The sequence below is a fragment of the Alteromonas sp. S015 genome, from assembly GCF_036864485.1.
Classification (GTDB): domain Bacteria; phylum Pseudomonadota; class Gammaproteobacteria; order Enterobacterales; family Alteromonadaceae; genus Alteromonas.
Map to the genome: position 1 here is coordinate 204,670 of NZ_JAZETO010000004.1, position 22,889 is coordinate 227,558.

Below are 22,889 nucleotides of genomic sequence, written 5' to 3' on the forward strand. Positions count from 1 at the left end.
CATAACAATCTATGTCAATCAATTTCAATCACAATTAAACATTAATGTTACATATGGAGCACATGAAAATTACATCCGCGGTAAGTTAATAAAGAGAAAAAGGCGTTGTAGAAGTAAGCCCTTGTTAAGACGCTTAAGGTATGCGGCAATAGAAGAGTGTTTTAAAAAAAATGTAGTTGATGTTAGCGCGTTACAAAACAAAAACGCGGCAGTAAAGCGCTAACCAACGCGAGTTAATCGCAAGCCTGTACCACAATCACATTTACGCCGTTGTCTTCCAATTTTTGCAAGGTTGCAGCGTCGGCGTTACTATCAGTGATTACGGTATCTACGTCTTTTATCCCGCAAAAGATAAGATTCCCTTTCACGCCAATTTTTGAGCTATCGGCAAGCACAATAAGCTTCTCAGCCCGTTTTCGTAGCTTCTGCTCGGCAAGTATGAGCAGCGGGTCTCCCTCCACTACACCGAATTCACTTACGCCAGGAGAACCCATGAACATTTTACTGCCGCGATAATTTTGCGTGGTGTCATTCTCAAACGAACTTAAAATTATGCTTTGTTTACGGTACACCTCACCGCCAGGCAAAGTTACCTGGTTCTGACTATTTTCAAGCAGCTCATGAGCAAGTACAAACGAGTTGGTTAATACATTCATACGCCGATCAACTAAGAACTCCGACATCATGAACGTCGAGCTTCCACCATTGATGATAATTGACTCGCCATCTTCACACATTTCCGTAGCAGCCTTGGCAATCATACGTTTAGTGTTGGTATTTTTTTCCCTATCGACTAGGAATGCATTACCTGATAGGCGTATATTCGATACGGCTCGACTTTCTATCACTTGAGCGCCGCCACGTATTTTCTCTAGCTTATTTTGTGCCGCCAATTTATTGAGGTCTCGGCGTATAGTGGCCTCTGATGAATTCAGCTGCGTGCACAAATCTCGCACACTGATGAAGGTGGCTTCATCAAGAATATCGAGAATCAATTGGTGGCGCTGTTTCTCAAGCATGGATGTCCCTTGTCGTTAGGTCTTTTTGTTAACATTAATATAACCACAGTTACGCTCAACATCAATCAGACACTATTGAAAACGCGTTAATTTGATTGGTTTATGCGAAATAGCCAATTTGCTCTGTATTTTTCCATACCGCTAAAATTTGACGCTAAGCATGGCTCTACTGCGATATCACTTCCGTCATAATGCTCAAATTCCGTCAATGCCGATGCGCCCAGTACAGTACCGGTATTATCAGCAGACAACCAAACTTTTTGATGAGGTCGCAATTGAGCTACCAACGCACAGAGTAGTTGGTTTTTTAAGAATGCGCCCTCTATATATATTTCGCCGTGCGCGTCTAGATCGTCTAATCGTCGATCAATCATCAATGCACAATATAAGGTTGCAATGGCGTGTACAGAACTCGAATTCTCTGGGCAATATTGTCTGGGAGAAAGTCCGCCAAAAGGCCCATTTCCGTTACTATAGTCTGGCGTTACCATCCACAAATTATCTATGGCAGTTTGAAGATCTTGCTGTGTCGGTGACATCACTATATTGCCCCCTAAAGCAGCACAGATTCGTTCGTATTCACGGCCTCCCATAAAACGGGCGCAAGCCACTGGATTTCCGTAAATATCGACGTTTGACAGGGTATCCTTATGATTTCCCAAGCCTTCAAGGTTACCGTTTACTTGCATTAAAATGGTCCAGGTTCCCGTAGAAATGACAGAGAATGCTTTATTATGGTTTAGTTTCAAGTACCGCAGTAAGCTCGCATTGCTGTCATGGACCCCCGTATAAACTTTGCAGCTTATCGGTAACCCCGTCTCTTCACTCACTTCATCTGTCACAGTGCCTAAACAATCCCACGCGTTTTTTAAAGGGGGAAAAAGCCCATGCCAACTTTGTTTCTCGACTAAGGTGGAATACTGGCCTGAAAGCGGTTCCCATAAATCCGTATGGCACCCTAGGGAGGTGACTTCTGTAGCCAGTTCACCACAGAGCCTCCAGGCCCAATATTGCGGGTACATTAACATCGCGGTTGCAGAGGAAAATGCTTTTGGGTAATGACTCTCAAGCCAAAACAACTGTTTACCAAGGTTTAGACCGCAAGGTAACGAAGGAGAGAACGTTTCATTGAAACTTGGTCTCACAGTTACATAATCTTTTTCGCAACTGTCTACACCTTCGTATTCGTAGTCCAAGATAGGCAGTACCAACCCCGTAGGGTTAGATTTATCTATGTGATTAATTAAAGCACCAGCTGCTCCGTGCGTTGTTACGCTAAACGCTTCGACCGAGGCTGTGAAATTACATGAGCGCAGTGTTTCGGTAAGCCAAGACCAGATTGCATTGACATCGCACTGACTATACATACCTATTACCGGCGAGTTTTTACAGCTAAAACTGGCTAATTCAGTATTATTTTCGAGAAATAACAGCTTAATGTGTGTTTTCCCTATGTCTAAAACGGCTTTTCTCATGAATGAATACTTCCTTATGGTATTTGTGCCTAAAATAAGGCGATTAATCTACCGAGCTAGATAATAAATCAACATAGTCACTGTCCATCACTTGGCGAGGAATGATAGCGCCAGGATGGCGAATGATCGTACCCGCTAATTTTGCCGCAAATTCAACAGCGTGCGTTACTGACATTTTTTTTGCCCTGCACGCCAAGTACCCTGCGGTAAAACCGTCGCCCGCTGATGTGGTATCTACTACGTCTGTTATTGGTACGATTGGGACAAAGGTGTCTTCGAATGGGGTAACGACTCTTACAGGTTTAACCCCATCTTTTAAAATCATCTCCAGTGGCGACATAGAGGAAAAAAAGTCTACTATTTCAGGTATAGAAGCATGTCCAAATAATGCAGCATGATCCTCTACCCCTGGAAATACAATATCACTCAAAGAATAAGCTTTTTGCGTCCAATAAACTGCATCTTCAAGCCCTTCCCACAACATCGGGCGATAGTTCGGATCAAAAGCAATGGTCGCCCCCTTGGCCTTACTCTCTTCTAGGAAGTCGAGCAACATCTGTCGTTGAGCCGCACAAAGCACGGCAAGGGTTATGCCTGTAAAATAAATGAGATCAGCGTTGTCTAGCGTTACACCGTGATTAAAAGCAAGATTCATAAGATCTTTAGCAGCGGACCTATCACGCCAATAATGAAAAGAGCGCTCACCTTGTGAGTCGGTTTCTATGGCATAAAGTCCAGGCAAACGGTTGCGATGTTTTAACATCAGCGAGCTATCTATTCCCTCCCCTTCAGCGAAATGGCTTATACGCTGACTAAATTTATCAGTACCAATTGCGGTTAAATAGCTCACCTGACTCTCGTTAAACACCCGCTTGAAGTAGATTGCACTATTGAAGGTATCACCTGCGACGTTTAGGGTAACGTTATTACTCTCTGTCATAGGCAGCTCTACCATCACCTCGCCAATAAAAACACTGTGGTACATAAATTTGCTCTAGGTTGTTTATGGTTTTGCGATAATCGGAAAAATTTATTTTGCTCTATCTAGCTGATACGTATCTTTATAGATGCCACGAGCGGCTTCTTTAACTAAGTCGGACACTTGTTGGATATTACCTTTAGGAAATACTGCCGCAGGAGCTGTAATACCAAGTGCGGCTACTACCGTGCCCATGCTATCTCTGACGGGTACAGCGACACAGCGTATATCCTTATTGTACTCCCTTTCATCGACGGCATACCCCATGGCTCTTACCCTAGATAACTCTTTCTCGAGCACATCGATCTCAGTAATCGTCAGGTCAGTATGCTTTTCCATCGGATGTTCTTCCATGAGTAGCTCGATATTATCTGCATATAAGAATGCGAGAAATACCTTTCCTGTGGCAGAGCAATGAAGTTGAGCTTCCCCCCCCGGGCGCTTAGACACCATCAAGGGGCTAGGACTGTCAAACACTTCCACTATTAGTGCTTTCCCATGGTTTGGCACCGCTAAGTGGGCGGTATACCCCGTTTGCAGCGCTAAACGTTGAATATGGGGGATGGCAAAATGCTGCAGACGGTCAGAATGGATAACTTGTAACCCTAGCTGTAATAGACTTGCTCCGCTGAAATAGAGTTTGCCCCGCTTTTCGAGCAGGTTTTCTGCCAGTAGCGTTTTTAACAAACGAAACACTGTGGTTCTTGGAAGAGACAACGCTTCCTCTAGGGCTTGCATACTTAACCCTTGCTCGCTGTTTGCCATCAATCGCAAAATTTCGCAAGCGTGAACCACACTGGGTATTGTGTAACGTTCTGTCGCCATGTTGACTCCATCTTTTTGAAGTGCTGAAGCGCTTTCGCGCCTCGGACTCAGGGTTATTAACGCGCCAAGAAACCGCCATCGACTGCAAGGATATGACCGTTTACATAGGCACTGGCATCACTGGCTAAGAATACCGCCGCTCCTTGTAAATCCTCAGCCTCCCCCCAACGATTTGCTGGGATTCGCTTTAGTATTTCATTGCTGCGTTCACTGTCATCTTGAAGCGCTTGCGTGTTATCGGTACGAATGTAGCCAGGAGCAATGGCGTTAACTTGAATATTATGCTGCCCCCACTCGTTCGCTAATGCCTTAGTTAACCCAGCGATAGCATGTTTGCTAGCGGTGTATGCAGGCACCGTAATACCCCCGCTGTAACTGAGCATTGAAGCTATATTAATGATTTTTCCACGCCCGTGTTTGACCATAGTCTTACCAATTGCTTGGGACAATATAAATGCAGAATCAATATTCACATGCATCACATTCTGCCATTGTTCAAGTGGAAATTCCGTTGCTGGCGCGCGATAAATGGTACCGCCGTTGTTAACTAAAATATCTATGCTACCTTTTATTGTCAGTGCTTCATCAGCGAGGGCGCGCGTTGCATCCGCGTCACTTAAATCAGCACTAAGGGCATATGCATTCAGGCCTAGTTCCTTAATTTTAGTCACTGTGTCATCACACCCGCCTTTTCGACTACTGGCACAAATTACAGTTGCACCTGATTGAGCTAGACCCACCGCAAGCGCTTGTCCGATACCTCGGCTTGCTCCTGTAACCAGGGCAGTCTTGCCATGTAGTTCAAAATTTAAAGCCATCGCTTCTTGCTCCCTAATACTAAAATTGATTGCTAAAAGTAGTTATCGATTTACTGCACCTTTGTTGGTGCAACTTCAACGGCATATACGTGGACTGGGCCGTGCATATTGGAACGGAAAACAACCCATTTATTATCTGGTGTGAAGGTAACATTAGGCTCTAACCTGTAATCGTGGTTTTCCATATTCACTAACTTAGTTGCTTTCAAAACTGACGGCTTAATTAAATGCTCAGCATCGGGCGCACTTATTCCTGCCACGTCTTTAACAGGTTGCGAATCAAAAAGGTATATCCATTTGCCATCATTGGCGCGAGCAACCATCTCACTGTCGCCGCCGTCACCGGCAAATAGGATTCCGTTAGGCGCAATATTAAAATGAACCGACCACCAGTCTCGAGGAAGGTGGCGCCATACCCGCTCGTTAGTGTTTATGTTTACACTAGCCAGCCAAAATACCTCTCCTCGCGGCGTTTGCAGGTCGTAGAAAATTCGTTCTCCTGAGGCATCAAAAAACTCATGCCCTGCTATTTCCATATTCATCGTCCGCGCGTGCATTTTTTTACGTTCACTGCCATCTAAATTCATGGTCCAAATGCGATCAACTTTATGCCATGGACCCTCGTGGCAATACATAATCTTGTTAGGATCTTGAGGAGAAAACTGAATGTGATTTAACCAATCTGTCGCTTTATAGATGGTTCGCTGTTCTCCGGTCTTGATATCGACCACAAACATCTGCATAGGAATTCTAGCTTCAAGGCGTTCATTAATTCTTACCTCTTTGGCTTCAGCAAAAGTAAGTGGTTTACCGTCCTCACCTAGCGCCTCATATCGCGCTTCAAATCGAGCATGTCTTGGTCCCGATTCAAGTTGATAAGCACGCTCTGCAAACGCACCTATAAGCAAAGTTTCATCGGCATTGATTGAGTGAACTTTCCCCCTCGGCACAGTAGCAACGTGCTTTGCGTCACCAGTATCAATATCAATCGCAAGTACTTGGGTAGGTTGCTGCAGTTCGTTTTTCGCTACAACTTTCCCGCTACCAACTCCTTCGATCTGTGTTACATAGACATTGCGACTTTTCGGCCCCATAAATAACAATCCGACATCAGGATGTTCGTAGAGCCTGCGTACTTCAAAGGTAGTCAAATCTACTGTTGCAATCCCACGCGGATTATCAACAGAGATAACCATTTTATCTCCTTCGGCGCTGTAACCGTTTTGATGGAAATACAATGAGCGAGAGCCAGGTTCTTCAGACAGCCTTACAACACGGTGGCCCGTCGTCTCGTCTATCCACTCCTTAGGAGTCGTATTGGCAACACTTGAGGTAGCGAATAATGCCAAAGTGAGTAGGAGGCTAGAAAACGCGTGATTACTTTTCATTGAGTGCATCCCTCACTCCTGGTTTGATAACTGAAGGAGAAAAACGCCCTACGTTATTGCGTCCCCAGAGGTCGTCGTATTTAAAACCAGAAAGATCTTCTACGATGCGCTTGTTTTGTTCCGACGTTGGCGCAGTGGCGCCTGTTTTCAGATGAGCAATCTCTCCCATCAATACTTCATGGGTCTCTTTGCTTAATTTAAAAAACGTAGATACGTAGAAGCCGAGCATCAAAACGATAATAGGCCCAACCGCTAGCATGATCACAATAGTGGAAACTGCTTGGTCACTTTGCGCGTCCGCGCCTGAAATAAATCCCCCCATTTCCAGGATGATCCCCACCGACATGACCGCAAGCGCCTGTGTTGCTTTTCGAATGAACGTCATGACACCCGCAAAACTTCCTTCGCGACGCTGAGCGGTAACGATTTGGTCGACATCCGCCATGTAGTTGTAAGTGTTCCAAGGAATATAATTAAGTGCGCCCCGACCAAGACCCGCAATAATCACGCCTGCGGCTAACCATAACAGGTTAAACTCTCCACTCATGATGTACATCAGCACTAGCGCGACAATAGCAACGATATAAAGTGAAATTGCTACGCGATAGGTTGGTGCAGGTCCAAACCGCATAACTAACGGTATTGCCACTGCCACGGCGGCGAGCTGTGCAATGTAAGTTACCGCCATCATTTCAGATGCCACGACAACGGTTCCGCCAATTGCGAATACGACAAAATAGGTGAACACAGCATTAAATACATCTTGGCTAATATAACCACCGAGATACATACCTAGATGTAAACGAAATGCTCGAATCTTCAGTGTAGAAGTGAGATTGGTATATAACACTTTGAAGGTATCAGCCACGCTTCCTTTGCGTTCCTGCGCCAGCGCGTCTTCACTCACACCGGTTTGTTCACGTTCCCACGTAAACAACCACACAATGAAAACCACTGCCATAAACAAGGCCGCAAAAATAACCCCCATAATTAGGAAAGTTGATGCTGACTCTTTCCCCCCAACTGAACTAACAATCCAACTAGGTAAAATGCCCGCCAAAATTGCCGACATTTGTCCGGTAAGAATACGCGCACCGGCAAGCTTTGCTTTTTTCTTATAGTCATCAGTCATTTCGGCAGCAAGCGTTTCATAAGGAATGATCACCGCTGCGTAAACTAATTCGAAAAATACGTAAGTAACTAAATAGTAGAGGTAATGCTGACCACTAACCCACATTAATGCAAAGCTCGGAAGCAAGGGAATAGAAAACAATAAAAAGACTCTGCGACGGCCGAACCGGCGCCCAAGTCGCGTATTGCCTAGGCCGTCTGATATATGACCAATAAGAGGACTTGCAACCGCGTCTAGTATACGTGCTATGGCAAAAATACTCGCCGCTTCCACTGCTGATAGACCACAAAACGTTGTATAGAAAAACAAAATCCAACCACTGATGACGGCCATGGAGCCTGCACCGAGGATGTCATTAAGACCATACGCGACATAATTGACGGGTTTTAGTTCTCGTCTTGTCATTATTCTATTCCCTCTTCCCGTGTGATTGTTGATTAGATGTAGTTGTTCATATACTCAACTAGAGCCAGTATCGCCATAGACTGGCCATACGGCATCGACGTTAACGGGATATCCTTGTAGCCTTGAAGGGTATCGAAAACAGGCGTACCAAATGAGACCTGCTGAAGTTCACCGGTTTCATCAATATGTTCTATCACCGCTTTGATCGCTTTTTCTGCGCAAGGAAGATACTCCTTACCAACGTAACCTTTTCGCACTGCTTTCAAAATGCCGTAAGCAAATCCTGCGGCTGCAGACGCCTCTAGATAAGAGTCAGGATCATCAAGCAGGGTATGCCATAAACCATCTTCATGCTGTGTCTCAACAAGTGCTTTAATTTGTGCTTCTAATGTTTCAATCAAAAACAATCTCAAGCTGTCAGTCTCTGGTAAATCGAGCAACTCGATAAACTCAGGAATAGCGATAGTGACCCAACAGTTTCCCCTAGCCCAACGCGCATCGGCAAAGTTGTGACGACCATCAAATGTCCACCCGTGGAACCAAAGCCCTGTTTTTCTATCCGCGAGGTATTTGGTATGTAACATAAACTGACGCTTCGCTTCTTCAACATAATGAGGTCTGTCTAATAGCAGGCCTATTTTAGCCAGTGGAAGCACGCTCATCATCAATGTGTCATCCCACAAATGCTGGTAGTTGTCTGCATTGAACACAATATGTTGTAAACCATCTTCTTCGGTGCGCGGCATGTCACGCATAATCCACTCTGCCCACACATCTAAGTAAGGAAGATAGCTGCGATTACCCGTGCGTTCTTGCATATACGCAAGGGTTAAGAAGGGAGACATAGTGTTGACGTTTTTCGTCGGCGTGCCTTCTGCAAATCGGTCAGCAAACCATGCTTCAATAATTTCCTGCGCCTTGCTGTCTCCGGTAATATCCCAATACTTTAGCAAGCCATACAGGCCTATACCGTGCGTCCACTCCCAATCTCCCCAGCCTTTAGTGTCAATAACACGTCCATCTTCGAGCTTAAGCAAAAACTCGCCGGTTTCATCAGTAATATTGACAAGATTATCGATAAGTAAATCAATCTTATTGCGAACCGTTGAATAGGCGATGTCGTTTACGATAGCAGGCATAACAATTCCTCTAATTAAACAATACGGGCTTAAATATAGCCGCCGTAAAAAATCACTTTCAATCACAATACATCATTTCACATCAATTTAACATGATTAACGAGGTAGTTTTTACAATTTAAATTCAAATATGAAATACATTTGTTCAAATAAGAAAAAGGCGCTCATAAATTGAGCGCCTCATCATCGTTCAAGCAATCGCTTCTTTGTCGTTCTATAGGGCGTCTTTAATAAGAGCAAGATTTTGGATTGCAGCAAGTCCCCACTGGGACGCATCATTCGTTGCAAGCCAAGCTGCCTCGTCTACCGAATTGAGGGTTATCGGTCCCACAATGCAGTCAGTTTGGATAGCACCTTGACTACTAGCCTTATTGAATTCCCGCCAAGCTCGTTTAGCAAGGGTTTCGTCATTCTCTTGAGCTGCAACATAGGCTGTAAGTCTAGAATGAGCCACTGTAAGACTGTTGCCTTTCATACGCTTACCCAGTACTTCAGCTTGTTCACTAGCAGGCGCACTGTATAAACGGCCGTATTGTAGCCATGCTTTTTTGTATTCTGGCACATCGAGTAATTGCAGTAATTCTGTGGATATCTCTATCAGTCCGAACACCGAGCTTAAATGGGATAGCTTAGGCCCTGTATCTTCATAGGGAACTAATTTTTGTGTTTTTACATTGTAGCCAAATGCGCCTGCGAAAAACCCTTGAGGGTGAGAACCAATAACTTTCATGGCATTAACGAGCTTTTCTTTGTACTCGTCGTTTCCGCTACGTTCCCATGCCGTCAGCCAGTTTGCCGCAGTAGAGCCCCAATCTGTTCCCACCCCCATCTTCGCCAATCCAGGGATAGGGTTAACTTTATCTACTTTCCGGGTTGGATTTACTATAGCTAGTGCAGCATCTGCATTTGCGACTTCATTAAGAACATCACCTGTGCGTTCGTCACCGGTAATGTAGTAATGAAAGCGACGATAAGCCGCGGTGCTTATGCGCATTTGTTTAGCACTACATCCCCAATGCTGTACGTTGTGGCGAGTACCTAGCCCCTTAAACTTTCCGGCGTGATATATATCCACATCGCGATTGTGCCGAGTCATGCGCTCAGCTAAATGAAAGCTAGTAGGATCGCCACTGCGTAAAAACGAGTACCATAGCCATAAATCAGGAGACAACTCAGAATTATCCCATGCATATCCCCCTATGTCGTATCGCCAAACGTGACGATCAGCATCATAGGTATGCATAATATCGCCATAGTTCCAGAATCCGTACCAATGACGCTGTTCGACTTGTCCAGCATAATAGTGAACCTGCCATGCTAGTCGGTCCTCTATTTGCTTGCGTTCAGGTGTTGAACGATCTGGTAAGCTCCACACGCCGCCAAATACTTTGGCTTCTAAGTAATCAATTGGCGCCGCCACTAATCTAGAGGGGTGGCGTACTTGCTCCGCCATGCGAATAATATGATCTCTCGTTGGTGTACTGTCTTTCACTGAAAGGGTAAATTCAGTGGTACGCGCGATGCCATGAGCATCGCCAAATCCAGGCTCATAATCTTCGTAGATGATATTGAGGGCGTCGAGTTGCTCCTCATAGGTTTCTTGACCCATTCCGTCGTGATAAAAGCGGACGTCCATAGCGGGGGCTTCAGGGGAGTAAAACCATATTGTGGCGTGAGAAATTGCTTCTCCTGCATCGCGTATATCAATTTGTACTGGGTGCAATTGCCAGAAGTCACGCATGCCAAAAGCAATGCCGCCACTACAGCCACCCAAATAACCTACCCCACTTGCACGCGTCCCTTGATCTACGCCAATCCAGCCGTGCCCCTCCTGGGTTCTTTTTTTGATCTCAAAGCCGTTAGCACCTATTTGCGTTAATGTAACATCGTTCCAAACTGGGATGTATTGCAAGCGACTACTTACACGCTCATCCCATTCACTTAAAGGAGGTGTTTTGCGTCCCGCGATCTGGGCATCTTTTACCGCTTGACCAGGGTCTCGCCTAAGTCCCGTAATCCCCTTTACCGCTTCTGCCCATAGCCCTTCTCCTTCCCCTACTAAACGCAGATGCCTGTCGTAAAGTGCGTCGTTTTGCAGTACCGAGAAACGCAAACCTAAACCTTGTATAAAGTCATTGTTTACATCGCCGTCAAATACAAAAGAGTGAGTTATGTGTAACGCGTCGCTGCCAGCGTATCCATACAGTCGTATTGTGAAGGGCAACCATTGTTTACTATTTTCTCTAGCATGCACCCCTTCAACTTTGATGACAGCACGCACAGGTCCGTTCTGCTCAACCGTAACGCTTTGTATTTTTGAAGAAAATTGAGTAGTAACTGCATCGAAGTCAGGGGAGGACTTCACCAATCCGACAAGATGTGCGTTTTGCCCCACCAACTTGTTACCACGCATTAACTTACTAACAATATGCGTACCCTGTTTAGGAATTTCAAACTCCGCTATGCCTGTTGAAAGTATCACAGCGTTGTTATTTTCACTTACCTTGACTGGTGTTTTGGGAATAGTTGGAGCTGATTTTATGATTTTCGCCGCGCGACCGACCTCTATAGATGCAGGTATAGCATGAGCCGTCCACTTTATAGAACCATCAGGCCAAAATGCTGTTACCCATGTTTGCAGAGGAATCTGCTCGCTTTTTTCATTCACAAGCGAGAGTAGCTCTCCTTCACGCAATGCCCCCTGTTTCCATGGATAACCAAAAGTCGTCCCTTTTAGTTCGCCGGGCTTATCTCCGTCTAGCCAATTGAGAGCGCCTTTAATACGCTCTATTTTTTTTGATGAATGAAGAGGTGTACCACTAGACGGCTTCGTTGATGCTGAACACGCTGTAAATGAAAATGGCACGGATGCTGCCACCCCAGAACGGATAATAAATTCTCGTCTATCCATATGGACTCCGATAACGCTTATTGTTAATTAGTTTTTAATCTTTGTTTAATTTTTATCACAAAAGAAATAAAATAACCAATTATGATTGAATTTGATTGAAAATAATTAAGCATTCAGACTTTTTAGGGAGAGACACCGTGTCGAATACGTTGACGTCGCTAGCGAAAGCTAGCTTATTTGCACTCGTAGGGCTGTCATTGCCTGGCTGCCAAAAGGCACCTGAAACCATGCCCCTTAACGCAATCCCTGCACAAGTAACTCAACATATGCAGCTTATCTATGACAACCCCATGCAAAGTGACGAAGATATGGCTGGTTGGCGAATGGAGGGGCCTGGGCAGGTAAGCTTCAAGAGTAATTGGATGCAAATGTGGTCACCTGATGAAGCCATGCATCACGTGTATTGGGCTCCCGTGTCATTTCCAGACAGCTTTGTAGCGAGTTGGCAAGCGCAAGCCCTCAATACTGACGCTGGGTTAGTCATTGTTTTTTTCGCAGCTAAAGGGGTAAATGGTGAGTCTATTTTCGACGACCAGCTTGTACCTCGAAATGGTACTTTTACTCAATATACCGAGGGTGATATTAAAAGCTATCATATATCTTACTATGCAAACGCGGCCCACAACCCCAATCGTCAACACGCAAATTTGAGAAAAAACAACACGTTCTCACTGCTGCAAAAAGGAAAAGTAGGCATTCCTGCTCAGTCAACACAGATACATAACATCACGCTTGTGAAGCAAAGCGCGCACATACAGCTGTTTGTTGATGACGAAAAGGTGATTGACTATATAGATAACACCCCGGTTATAGACAACGTCGACACGGGTAAACCTTTGACAGACGGCTTTATAGGTTTTAGACAGATGAAATGGACTCAGTTCCAGTATAGGAATTTTAAAGTATGGGCCAATACAACCCCATAACACTCACTAAGCCAGTGTCATAGCTGGCTTAATTTTCTCTACATGCGAACTAACAAAAAGTGATACTCGAACCTGTTGTTTTTTGTTGAACTTTTTGGCAGCAGCTAACAGGCTCTAGTCTAGATGAAATACTCGCGTAAGCGGCTGAACAATTGGGCTATTATCGGGGTTGTGTTCCATAATATCGCCCATAAATGCCCACCACTTTTGCATGATTTCGTATTCGGGTAAGTTATCCATACCGTGAACCGATTCCCGCTTTAACACCGCGAACAACTGCAAGGTGTCTGGGTGCAGAAATATTGAGTAGTCGTGGATCCCCGCATTTTTCAATAAAACCACAAGTTCAGGCCAAATCTCATCGTGACGTTTTTTATATTCATCCTCAAAACCGGGCAGCAACTGCATTACAAACGCTATTTTTTCCATTTCAAATATCCTGTTAGAGCTCACTGACAGCGCACTTATCCAGCATTGATTTCGTTAAATGAAAACGATTATGCCGAGTCCCCCTGTGGCGCAAGGTTTAAATAAGGCGGCGCGCCTACATGTAGGGTTTGAGGTGATTATGCGTAAACGCGCCAAAAAATATACAAACGACTCTCGCGTTCACTTTGACATCGACGATGGTTTTCTCGTATTAACCCGAAAACCTATGCAACACCGTTCAAACTTCCCACACTAGCCCTTGGCAATCAAATTCAATCACAAATACTCAAGAAATGTAATGCGAGGAAGCATTAAAGTTCAAATGAGAAACATAATGATAGATGAATTATGAGCGCGCGAATACTTCATAGGCCGTGAAAATGTATTATATCCTCAGCCAGTTTTTGTAATGAATTTTCTTGAGATTGGTTTTTTGCAATGTGTTCTACTTCATGAATCAAGTTGGCGTGGAGCCACGATGCTTCGACACTGTACATTGCTTTAATGGCCGCTCGCCTTAGTGCCAGATCAGGTTGGAATAATAGTTTCTCTATTGCCGATACTAGACTTAACTGAGATCCGTAAAGCGTAATGCCTGCGATAGCTTGAACCTGTATATCCTGATTTTGATGTTGTAATAATGCCTCCATATGCTGCGCTATCTCTTCTTTCTTGTGCGCCTGAGCGCTACGTAAATTTAGCAACCTAGCGATATCAGCTATATGGGACGATTTCTCCATTTGATAACTCTGCTCAATCAAAAGCGCTTCTACTTCCATAGCGGTATTTGAAAAGTGATGCATTTTGACAATATCAAGCGCTAAATCAACCGCTTGCGGTGTACTCTCATGAAAAAGACCATTTAACACGGAGAATCTTAGGTTTTCACCCTCGAGGGAGAGGGCATCAAGTAAAATTCTCTGCTCGGAATAATTTACGCTTAATAGTTTGTGAACCATAAACTCATGGGGTGATGGATGGGTACGGAGCAAAAACAAAAAATCCAGAAGTTTTGATTTATCGCCGCTAATCAACGCGTTGTAACCAGCTTCTATATTAGCTGTTACGTTGCTCTCTGAACGCGAACTTTGCCATGATATTAAAGAAGGCATAGTACAATTTACTATTGCTTCGTTGTCATTACTCACTTCGCTCAGCAAAGGCTTGTCGTTGTCGTAAGTCAATTCTTCAAACCATTTTGTGGATACTAGAAATGAAACAACTACGCCAATTGCAACTCCTAGTACGATGCCATACCCCTTTTTCATGCGCTCACCTCACTGCGTGTTTTCCTATTCAGTACCATCCATGTAATAGGTTTCAATTATGAACCAAATTGAATATTAACAATCGATTCTGACCAATACTGATTGAATAAATGAAAACTTAACATAAGATTAACAAACCAACAACACAACAGGAATGCTTCATGACTTCAAAAATCGCAAGAAAACAGACTTCGTGGATATCACCACTGGGTGCATTGGCAATTGCTCTATCATTGGTAAGTGTGGCTGATGCAGCGGACACCACTCAGATTCCAAATAAACCCTCCTCTCCTATTAATTTAATTGATAATGAGACCTACGACTTTGGAGGCAGAACTATTGATGGAGGCAACATTTCAGACAATGGTTTGTTCCGTTGCTTCAATCGGCGGGGCGTAACGATAAAAAATGTGACGGTAACCAACAGCCCTCGCTACGCCTTACTTGCAAGAGGATGTAGTAGTTTCACCATCGAAAACTTTAAAATGAAAAATATGAGCAATAGTGTCGGCGGAATAAGGTTTGATAAAGGCACCGAGAATAAAACCGTCACCATAAACAACGTTGAAGCCGACAATGTGGGTGGCCATGCCGTGGAATTGTGGGACACCAATGGGTTCACAATAGGTACAATCAAAGCGAACAATACAGATGGATGTGGTTTGCTACTTAATCGCAGCAGAAATGGTACTGTTTCTCGCGTAGAAGGCGACAAAAATGATCAATATGGGGGATACGCAACGTTCAGGGTTGCGAATAATAATGGCGGTAATATTCAAGTAGGCTCTGTCAAATCTCGTAATTCCGGACGCGGCTTCTTTAGCGTCAGCGGCTCAAGTGGTACTACAGTAAACTATGTGGATATAGCGTCGAGCAATAAAGAAGGTATTTACATTCAAGACTCATCCAACACTAAGGTAAATAGCGGAAAAGTAAGAGGAACCCCCAATTGTAGAATAAGAGGTGGTTCGAATAATAGCATCAACGCTGATTGCGGTGGGTCGATCGCAAACTAATTAAGCCGCTATATGACGGCGTTGAATTGGGCGTTAATATTACACGTTACGCGCGCTAAGCTTGCTCTCGACCGACTTACATTCAACGCCATCATAGTGCTTCATCAACCTATCTTTGTTTTTGCATAAATATGGTGACTTCTGCCACTACTATACCGAACTTGCGAATGTAAGAACGGTTCATCATTGTGCTGTCATCAAATGCCCAAAACCAGTCGTCAAACGTTACTGAATAGGTAGTGTCGTCCACTGGCAAATCCATCTCGTAGTGGAAGTTAAACGCATTGCCATAGCTTGTGCCTTTGGCAGACCCTTCTATGTCATTCGCTCGCCCCACAAAAGTATTGTCGCTCTGTTTTACAATGGTCCAAGTTCGCGACGTTGGTCCCTCACCCACACCATAATCAAACGTTTCATCTAGTGTTAACGTATCGCCAGATACTGAACCATCGATATTTACTACAAACCTCTGCACCACCTTGCCCGAGCGATTTTGTACAATACCCCACGCCTTAACATTTCCATCAAAAAATCGCTCAATGTTGAAAACTGGTGATACAGATTTGTAGTCTTCACCTTCGACAGAAACTGAACATCCGGATAGCCCCGCCACAGCTAAAGCGGCGATGCCTAAACCTAAAACAAATTTCACTGTATTTTTAATCACTTTAATAACCCTAATCAGTAGATGAGATAATCAGGTGTGGCACTAATAGCCATTCACTTTTACCCTTTTCCCAGCAATTTTTTTCTAAATGTTGGCTCAGACGTTTTATCGCTTAGCCAGATGTCAAAAAAACGCTGGGTAAAGGCTTTGTCTTCAATTTCATCAGCCTTTTCACCGTTCACGTAAAACACGCTTGTGCCATCTTTCGTAGCGATACCAGTAATGACGTCGCCCTCGGTGACATCAGGAAATATACTATTCATCAGAGAAAGCCACTTATCTGAATCACCTGCTGATAAGTCTCCTTGCTTTTTCATTTCATCAATAGAACGCTGGGCAATTTTCTTACCTTTTAGGTCTCGTTGGTAAGTTAACCTAAGTGCAAAGGGGGGCTGGTTAGTGTATTCACCCTCAGGTGCATAAAGCGCTCCGGTATACACATCCCATAAATAGTAAGAGAACATGCCTTTTCCAACTAGCTTCGCGTTGGGCACATAATTATTGATGTGCGTAGCATCTGGCTCTTGCGCAACTGCATTGTTTGACATGGCTAGTCCACTTGCTGATAACGAAACAAAAAGAATGAAGGAAAACACTTTTAAAGCCTTGCCGGCGCTGCACTCTAATGCTCTCCATACATTACTGGTACCGTTGTGAAGTGTCGGTAAGGGTAAACCTCTGAACAGGGGGGATAGACCATGCATTTTGATAACCATAACTATGCTCTGATAAATCGTAAAAAATTACAGGTTTTTTATCTAATTCCTATGTGGTTATACTCTTGCCTTCACACATTTGATCAACTAACACTAGGCTCTCGTTTTGCTTTCCCTTGATGCATTTAAAACGTCACTAACCCTCCCCTCTCCGTTAATCCCATTTAAGCCAAATTGGGAAGGAGCCAGCAAGGTATCGCTATTTGTTAAGCGAGACGATGCTATTCACCCTGTGATGTCGGGTAATAAATGGCGAAAGCTAAGTCACGCGCTCTCAACACCTTTGCCAAAAGCGATAGTGAGTTTTGGCGGCGGGTTTTCTAACCACCTCCATGCACTGGGTTTTGCTTGTTATAAATTAGGCATTCCTTTTAGCGCCATTATTCGCGGCGACTACAGCAGTACTCCGTCGCCAATGATTGAGGATTTGATGCAGTGGGGCGCTCGCATCGACTATGTAGACCGAGTTACTTACAAAAAGCGGCACGATAGCGCGTATTTACAACAACTTAAGCAGCAGCTACCTGATGCGATGATCATTCCAGAGGGCGGAAGCCAAGCGCAGGCGCTTCTGGGGATAGAAGACATGGTTGATGAAATTGAAATAGACTTTGATTTCATTGTTACTCCTGTAGCAAGTGGTGCTACATTAGCAGGGATAGTGAATGCGTTAAATAAACGTAATAAAAACAACGCATCAGACACGCACCATCAGACCGTTTGCAAAGCTATTGGTGTTGGCGTATTGAAGGGTGAAGGCTACCTAGAAGGATTGGTTGAACAATTTCTTCCTGCCCCGCTTAGTCAGTCAGATTGGCATATTGACCACAGTTATCATTTTGGTGGCTACGCAAAAGCCACCAATGCCCTTCAAACCTTCTGCAGTGATTTTAATAGTACTTTCGAGTTTGATATAGAGCCTGTTTACTCAGGCAAAGCGTTTTGGGCAGTCAAAGAAATGCTGGCTAACGGTATGTTTGAAGACGGTTCACGCATTGTTGTATTGCACACAGGCGGTTTGCAGGGCGCAAGGTAAAACCCTTTTACAACAAAGCATTGCGTTAACTATGCTTCGGTGTTACAACTAACGGGGTGAGTCCACTCACAATTCTCATAAATATATTACAACGATAACAATAAGAAGTTTGTCGCAAGATGCGGCATAAAAATCAGTGCTTGCCACCTGCAAACTTCATCAAGGAATGATTATGAAAGATATTTTCTTCTTCGACTCAATGCTAACGCCTAAAATTATCACTTTTGTGTATTGGCTACTGCTTTTAGCATCAGTGATAAGTGGCGTAACGACAATGTTTGTGGGGTACGACGCGAGTATTGTATACGGCCTATTTATTATGGTGTCTGGCTGTATTGGCGCAAGAATTTGGTGTGAACTGCTTATCGTACTTTTCAAAATTCACAGTAATCTTCAGAAAATTGCTGAAAAAGAATAACGCCAATACCAAACAGCGTGCAGCTTTGTGCTGCACCCCCAGTAAACGCGAAAAGCCAGAAACCACGACTATACGACAGCAGCGGTTTCTGTGTAGCGTTTTAGTGCATCTAAATATTTCATTTTACGCTGTTCAGGAAGCCAACTGGTTTTAAAGCTATTTTCAACAAGCGTGACTAACTCCTCTTTACTGAATTGCCCTTCTTCTTGTAAAGCAATTAAATTTTCATTCAAGTAGGCCCTAAAGTAAGAGGGGTCATCTGAGTTGATACTTGGCAGCAATCCTCTATGGAGCATTTGTTTCAACTCACTAGAAGTGAGTGATTGAACTACAAATTTGTTTGAAACAGGACAAACCGTTAGTCCCAAACCTTTTGATTTTGCAAGCTCGCATAAAACATCAGATTCGAGAATATTGACACCATGATCAATCCTGTCGACCTTAATATCCTCTATGACCTGACGTATGTGCTCTAACGTATTGTCTTGATTGACATCACAGTGCATAGTCAATTTAAGACCCCATGCACGCGCCTTTGAGAATACTTCTGCAAACTTTGATGGCGGGTTATTTTTCTCATCGGAATCGAGTCCGACGCCTACTAGTTTGTTCAGGTGGGGCTTAGCCAGTTGCAAATGTTCCATGGCTGATTCAGCCGACATATCTCGTAAGAAACACAGGATCAGCTGACTTTCTACCCCCAATGTAGTGCGCGCATCTTTTTGAGCTACATGTATTCCATTAATAACCGTATCGAAACTTACGCCGCGAATGGTGTGCGCCTGAGGGTCAAAAAAGAGCTCTACATATACGATGTTCTGTTCCGCAGCTTTCTTAAGGTATGCCATGGTAAGTTGATAGAAGTCATCTTCTTCTATAAGCACACTCATTCCCGCGTAGTAAATATCGAGAAAAGAAGGTAAATCATAAAAGTCATAGGCATTTATCATTTCTTCAGGTGTTTTAGCTTTCAGTGAAACCTTGTTTTTCTGTGCCAAAGAAAAACTTAGTTCAGGCTCTAACGTGCCTTCGATATGAACATGAAGTTCGGCTTTTGGCATGTTTTCTATAAACGTATTCATTTAACTTTCCCTACTACTTAACGCACTTTTATTTACCCTCACAACTTGGCAAGCTTGTTTTTTTGTCACCAAGAAAATAAGTGAGTAGCAAAAAGTGCGCCCAAGGAAGGTCAATTCATATTTGGGCTCTTCGCATTGAATTGCGGGCTTAGGTCAAATTTAATGCACACGTAAATAGACTATGCGCGTCATTTTGGTGCGCTACTGCAGAGTAAGCGGTGCAGCTTTAAATCATTGGCATGGCTACCGCCCCTGCATCAATCTGCAACAGGATAGCCGAACAGTCTCTTAAACTTTGCTTTCGCACCTTTTGCCTGCTGAAGCTGTTGTCGCAACACAGTAATTTGACTGAAATTGGCGCTTAGGGGGTTGTCCTTTGGCATCTTCCCAATAATGCCGTACTTTATCGTAATTGTTTTATCTTCTTTAACGAACGTGCCAAACATCTTATCCCAGACAATAAGAACCCCCCCATAGTTTTTGTCTATATAGGGTCTATTCGTTGCGTGATGGATTCGGTGGTGAGTAGGCGTGTTGAAGATGTGCTCTATCCAACCTAAATTTCCAATTGTTTGGGTGTGTACAAAAAACTGATAAGCAAGATTGATAGCGACTATGGCAAAAACCACGCTTGGCGAAAAACCAATTAATATCATAGGTACCCAAAAGAGCCACATGCCCACCAGCGGATACAAAACACTTTGCCTAAACGCCGTAGTGAAATTCATTTTTGTTGAGCTGTGATGTACCACATGCGCCAACCAAAACCAGTGTATGTTGTGTGAAGCGCGATGGAACCAGTAATACAAAAAGTCTTGAAGAATAAAACCGGCCAAAAGCGATACAGCGGTGAGCTCTATTTTAAATAGCGAAAACTGATGTAGCCAAATAAAAGCAGGCATTAAAAGTAGTAACACTAAAGCATCAGAGCCTTGATGAAGTAGTGCAAGTAAAGCATTGTTTACGCTGTCTTTTACATTATAAAATTGTCGAGCTTTTTTAAATTCGACAAAAACACACAGTAAAAAAACCGGGCTTAACCCAAGTAAAATAAGTTCAACGGGAATCAAAACGAGCTCCTAACTTATTTAAACATTGCGCTACATCATTTTGTAAAAGGCGCGCTAGTAACCAGTTCGGTATATACCATGGCGTGCGACACGTTATGCGATAAGAAACAGTGGTTCGACTTCCTTGCGCTTTAAATGCAATAACGCCCCTGTGTGCTTTTACTGGAAAGTCATCAACAACCCTATACTCAATGCCGTTTGTATCTGCGTGAACAATCTCTTCTTTAAAGCGAACACCCAGAATAGTGACTTCTCTTACGCAGCCCTTTCCGCCGCTTACCTCATTATCATTTTCTGCTTTCAATACCTTAAACGACGCATTAAAAAAATCGCTTAAGTTCGGGTGGTCAAGCAAGGTAGCACACAATTCTTGTGGGGTGGCAGCAATATTTTTTTGGTAGAAAACGTTAACCATCTACAGTATTTCCTTCTCTGATGGCTATCAGCATAAATTGACATTCATCGTTTATCTTGCGTTAATGCGACAGTATTTTTGTTATTTTGCGACAAGCATATGCCATCAGTTTCCCCAGCCTATATTCGAAGTACGGTGAGCTATTTATTTAGTTTAGGCGTTAATACCAACGATATTTCGTTAACTACCCAAAAGCATGACTCACTGCCTGGTTCTTCACGTGTTGATATGGATGTATACGTTGAGTTGTTAAACCAAGGGGTAGCACTAACCAAGAATTCGTTATTTGGCTTTGAATTAGGTAAACATATTCAGGCGAAAGATTACGGGGTACTGGGTTACCTTGTTGAAAGCTGCGAAAACTTAGCTCAAGCCATAAATGCGCTTACCCGCTTTGACGCTTTAGTTGCTGACATCGGCACCACTAGCGTGTTTTTCGAACCTAACAATACCAGCGTTGAGTGGGTACCCAAAAGCGCCGATTGCAAGCAGATGGTATTGCGCAACACCACAGCTTGGGTAGCCACCGTCTACAAAATATTAGGTTCTGCCTGTAAACTGAATGCCGTCACCTTTACTTTTCCTTTGAGCGATTCGGAAAAATCTGGACTAGAGATGTGGTTTAATTGTGAGGTGGTTGATAACGCCAAAACCAATGCCATTATTTTTCCCCAGCACCTTTTACATATTCCATTTACCAGTGAGAACAAAGCGATGTTTAGTGCGCTGGTGAAAGTGACCGAAGAAGAACTAATGGCGTGCAAAGGTGATGATCGCATTCAATCTGCCAATAGCCAGTTCAACGCCAACCAGCATGAAGATATAAGTCATAAAGTTGTGGCGCTTTTAAGGGCAAACCCAACACTCAAAGGCTGCGATCAGCGACGTGTAGCCAATGCACTATTTATCAGCCCCCGTACTCTGCAGCGAAAATTGAAGCAAAGTGGCACCAGCTTTCAACAAATTCTCAATAATGAGCGCAAAGCTCGCTTAAACGAATTACTGAAACATCACTCCATAGCTGATACCGCAGACCTATTAGGGTTTCAGGAACAATCATCATTCACCCACGCCTTTAAAAAATGGTACTCGACAACGCCGTTGAAGTACCAACAACAACTCTTAGCGCATGAAAATGTGGTTTCCACTTCTCCATCACTTAAAAAATAAACGCGCGCTGAAAAACCAATAATAAACGCGAATTTCTCTGAATTCTTTATTTTAATCTTTTAGTATGAATTAGCAATATTTAGCTATCGCAATAGTGGATATTAAACTAATGTGACGTAGTAAGCGTAGGTATTAGAAGTTGTTCAGCAACGCTAACTTACAGGAGATACGCTATGATCGACCGTCCAGTTACATTGCCAACGCCATTAAACGTACTCGTGTCGAAGTCACTAAGCTTATGTGAGCTTATGTTACCCGTATGCGATGTGTTTTATCCCTTTGCGGCCATCTATGAAAACGGCCGGGTAGGTTGTATTTTCAATGACGAAACGCAAGGTAAGAAGCGCGAGTCGCAGCTTATCGAGCAGCTTCAGTGGCGAATTATAGATACTACCACAGACACCAACAGCTATAGCGTATTGGTTTATGCTGCAGCAGTGAATACCCAAGACAGTAAAACGCTCGACGCCATTGCCATTGCCACTGCTACACCAAATCATGAGGAGCGTTTGATTCTTTACCCTTACTACAAAGTCGATGATAAGGTAGTCATATCGCCGCCAATTGATACGGTTACCCGCTGAA

The 22,889-nt window shown here is 43.7% G+C and carries 22 protein-coding genes; 6 read left to right on the forward strand and 16 right to left on the reverse strand.

Features of this window, described 5'->3' with window-relative positions; translation table 11 throughout:
- Nucleotides 1-233 precede the first annotated feature (233 nt).
- From V7R42_RS09575 to V7R42_RS09615, 9 genes are all read right to left on the reverse strand, one after another.
- Nucleotides 234-1,019: a DeoR/GlpR family DNA-binding transcription regulator gene (locus V7R42_RS09575; protein WP_049588492.1), complete on the reverse strand. Its 786-nt coding sequence runs from the start codon at nucleotides 1,017-1,019 to the stop codon at nucleotides 234-236.
- A gap of 86 nt (nucleotides 1,020-1,105) precedes the next feature.
- Nucleotides 1,106-2,494, reverse strand: coding sequence for an FGGY-family carbohydrate kinase (locus V7R42_RS09580; RefSeq protein ID WP_334019960.1), 1,389 nt, complete (start codon nucleotides 2,492-2,494; stop codon nucleotides 1,106-1,108).
- Between the two features lie 43 nt (nucleotides 2,495-2,537).
- Nucleotides 2,538-3,479, reverse strand: coding sequence for a sugar kinase (locus tag V7R42_RS09585; protein WP_334019961.1), 942 nt, complete (start codon nucleotides 3,477-3,479; stop codon nucleotides 2,538-2,540).
- 45 nt (nucleotides 3,480-3,524) lie between these two features.
- Nucleotides 3,525-4,298, reverse strand: coding sequence for an IclR family transcriptional regulator (locus V7R42_RS09590; protein WP_334019962.1), 774 nt, complete (start codon nucleotides 4,296-4,298; stop codon nucleotides 3,525-3,527).
- 56 nt (nucleotides 4,299-4,354) lie between these two features.
- Nucleotides 4,355-5,116, reverse strand: a complete 762-nt coding sequence (kduD, locus tag V7R42_RS09595; RefSeq protein WP_334019963.1) for a 2-dehydro-3-deoxy-D-gluconate 5-dehydrogenase KduD — start codon at nucleotides 5,114-5,116, stop codon at nucleotides 4,355-4,357.
- A gap of 50 nt (nucleotides 5,117-5,166) precedes the next feature.
- Entirely contained in the window at nucleotides 5,167-6,504 is a 1,338-nt protein-coding gene (locus tag V7R42_RS09600; protein ID WP_334019964.1) for an oligogalacturonate lyase family protein, read from the reverse strand.
- Entirely contained in the window at nucleotides 6,494-8,041 is a 1,548-nt protein-coding gene (locus V7R42_RS09605) for an MFS transporter (protein WP_334019965.1), read from the reverse strand. The genes V7R42_RS09600 and V7R42_RS09605 overlap by 11 nt, the downstream gene beginning before the upstream one ends.
- Nucleotides 8,042-8,073: 32 nt before the next feature.
- Nucleotides 8,074-9,180 carry a beta-galactosidase BglB gene (bglB, locus tag V7R42_RS09610; protein WP_334019966.1) on the reverse strand — a complete coding sequence of 369 codons (1,107 nt, stop codon included), beginning with the start codon at nucleotides 9,178-9,180 and terminating at the stop codon, nucleotides 8,074-8,076.
- 214 nt (nucleotides 9,181-9,394) lie between these two features.
- Nucleotides 9,395-12,091 (reverse strand): exo-rhamnogalacturonan lyase family protein, encoded by a 2,697-nt coding sequence (locus V7R42_RS09615; protein WP_334019967.1) that lies wholly within the window; start codon nucleotides 12,089-12,091, stop codon nucleotides 9,395-9,397.
- Between the two features lie 137 nt (nucleotides 12,092-12,228).
- Between V7R42_RS09615 and V7R42_RS09620 the strand changes: the two genes are divergently transcribed.
- The gene (locus V7R42_RS09620; RefSeq protein WP_334019968.1) at nucleotides 12,229-13,017 is read left to right on the forward strand and encodes a DUF1961 family protein; all 789 of its coding nucleotides are present in this window, start codon (nucleotides 12,229-12,231) and stop codon (nucleotides 13,015-13,017) included.
- 114 nt (nucleotides 13,018-13,131) lie between these two features.
- Here the strand turns inward: V7R42_RS09620 and rhaM are convergent, their stop codons facing one another.
- The gene (gene rhaM / locus V7R42_RS09625; protein WP_334019969.1) at nucleotides 13,132-13,446 is read right to left on the reverse strand and encodes an L-rhamnose mutarotase; all 315 of its coding nucleotides are present in this window, start codon (nucleotides 13,444-13,446) and stop codon (nucleotides 13,132-13,134) included.
- A gap of 365 nt (nucleotides 13,447-13,811) precedes the next feature.
- Nucleotides 13,812-14,714, reverse strand: a complete 903-nt coding sequence (locus V7R42_RS09630; RefSeq protein ID WP_334019970.1) for a HEAT repeat domain-containing protein — start codon at nucleotides 14,712-14,714, stop codon at nucleotides 13,812-13,814.
- Between the two features lie 161 nt (nucleotides 14,715-14,875).
- Here V7R42_RS09630 and V7R42_RS09635 point away from each other — a divergent pair, with 161 nt between their 5' ends.
- A complete protein-coding gene (locus V7R42_RS09635; RefSeq protein WP_334019971.1) occupies nucleotides 14,876-15,730 on the forward strand; it encodes a right-handed parallel beta-helix repeat-containing protein in 855 nt (284 codons plus the stop codon).
- A 109-nt stretch (nucleotides 15,731-15,839) separates the two neighbouring features.
- On the opposite strand, the gene V7R42_RS09640 is transcribed toward V7R42_RS09635, so the two are convergent.
- A complete protein-coding gene (locus V7R42_RS09640; protein WP_334019972.1) occupies nucleotides 15,840-16,397 on the reverse strand; it encodes a DUF3833 domain-containing protein in 558 nt (185 codons plus the stop codon).
- Between the two features lie 59 nt (nucleotides 16,398-16,456).
- Complete coding sequence (locus V7R42_RS09645; RefSeq protein ID WP_334019973.1) at nucleotides 16,457-16,945, reverse strand: chalcone isomerase family protein; 489 nt, start codon at nucleotides 16,943-16,945, stop codon at nucleotides 16,457-16,459.
- 274 nt (nucleotides 16,946-17,219) lie between these two features.
- On the opposite strand from V7R42_RS09645, the gene V7R42_RS09650 reads away from it, so the two are divergent.
- Both V7R42_RS09650 and V7R42_RS09655 read left to right on the forward strand, forming a co-directional pair.
- Nucleotides 17,220-18,149: a 1-aminocyclopropane-1-carboxylate deaminase/D-cysteine desulfhydrase gene (locus V7R42_RS09650; RefSeq protein ID WP_334019974.1), complete on the forward strand. Its 930-nt coding sequence runs from the start codon at nucleotides 17,220-17,222 to the stop codon at nucleotides 18,147-18,149.
- Nucleotides 18,150-18,321: 172 nt separating this feature from the next.
- Nucleotides 18,322-18,567, forward strand: a complete 246-nt coding sequence (locus V7R42_RS09655; protein WP_334019975.1) for a DUF4282 domain-containing protein — start codon at nucleotides 18,322-18,324, stop codon at nucleotides 18,565-18,567.
- A 68-nt stretch (nucleotides 18,568-18,635) separates the two neighbouring features.
- On the opposite strand, the gene add is transcribed toward V7R42_RS09655, so the two are convergent.
- From add to V7R42_RS09670, 3 genes are all read right to left on the reverse strand, one after another.
- Nucleotides 18,636-19,649, reverse strand: a complete 1,014-nt coding sequence (gene add / locus V7R42_RS09660) for an adenosine deaminase (RefSeq protein ID WP_334019976.1) — start codon at nucleotides 19,647-19,649, stop codon at nucleotides 18,636-18,638.
- Nucleotides 19,650-19,906: 257 nt separating this feature from the next.
- Nucleotides 19,907-20,719, reverse strand: coding sequence for a sterol desaturase family protein (locus V7R42_RS09665; RefSeq protein WP_334019977.1), 813 nt, complete (start codon nucleotides 20,717-20,719; stop codon nucleotides 19,907-19,909).
- The gene (locus V7R42_RS09670) at nucleotides 20,706-21,134 is read right to left on the reverse strand and encodes an SRPBCC family protein (RefSeq protein ID WP_334019978.1); all 429 of its coding nucleotides are present in this window, start codon (nucleotides 21,132-21,134) and stop codon (nucleotides 20,706-20,708) included. The genes V7R42_RS09665 and V7R42_RS09670 overlap by 14 nt, the downstream gene beginning before the upstream one ends.
- A gap of 99 nt (nucleotides 21,135-21,233) precedes the next feature.
- Here V7R42_RS09670 and V7R42_RS09675 point away from each other — a divergent pair, with 99 nt between their 5' ends.
- Together V7R42_RS09675 and V7R42_RS09680 are read left to right on the forward strand one after the other, a co-directional pair.
- The gene (locus V7R42_RS09675; RefSeq protein ID WP_334019979.1) at nucleotides 21,234-22,304 is read left to right on the forward strand and encodes an AraC family transcriptional regulator; all 1,071 of its coding nucleotides are present in this window, start codon (nucleotides 21,234-21,236) and stop codon (nucleotides 22,302-22,304) included.
- A gap of 173 nt (nucleotides 22,305-22,477) precedes the next feature.
- Nucleotides 22,478-22,888 carry a hypothetical protein gene (locus tag V7R42_RS09680; RefSeq protein ID WP_014999348.1) on the forward strand — a complete coding sequence of 137 codons (411 nt, stop codon included), beginning with the start codon at nucleotides 22,478-22,480 and terminating at the stop codon, nucleotides 22,886-22,888.
- The last annotated feature ends 1 nt before the right edge of the window (nucleotide 22,889 follow it).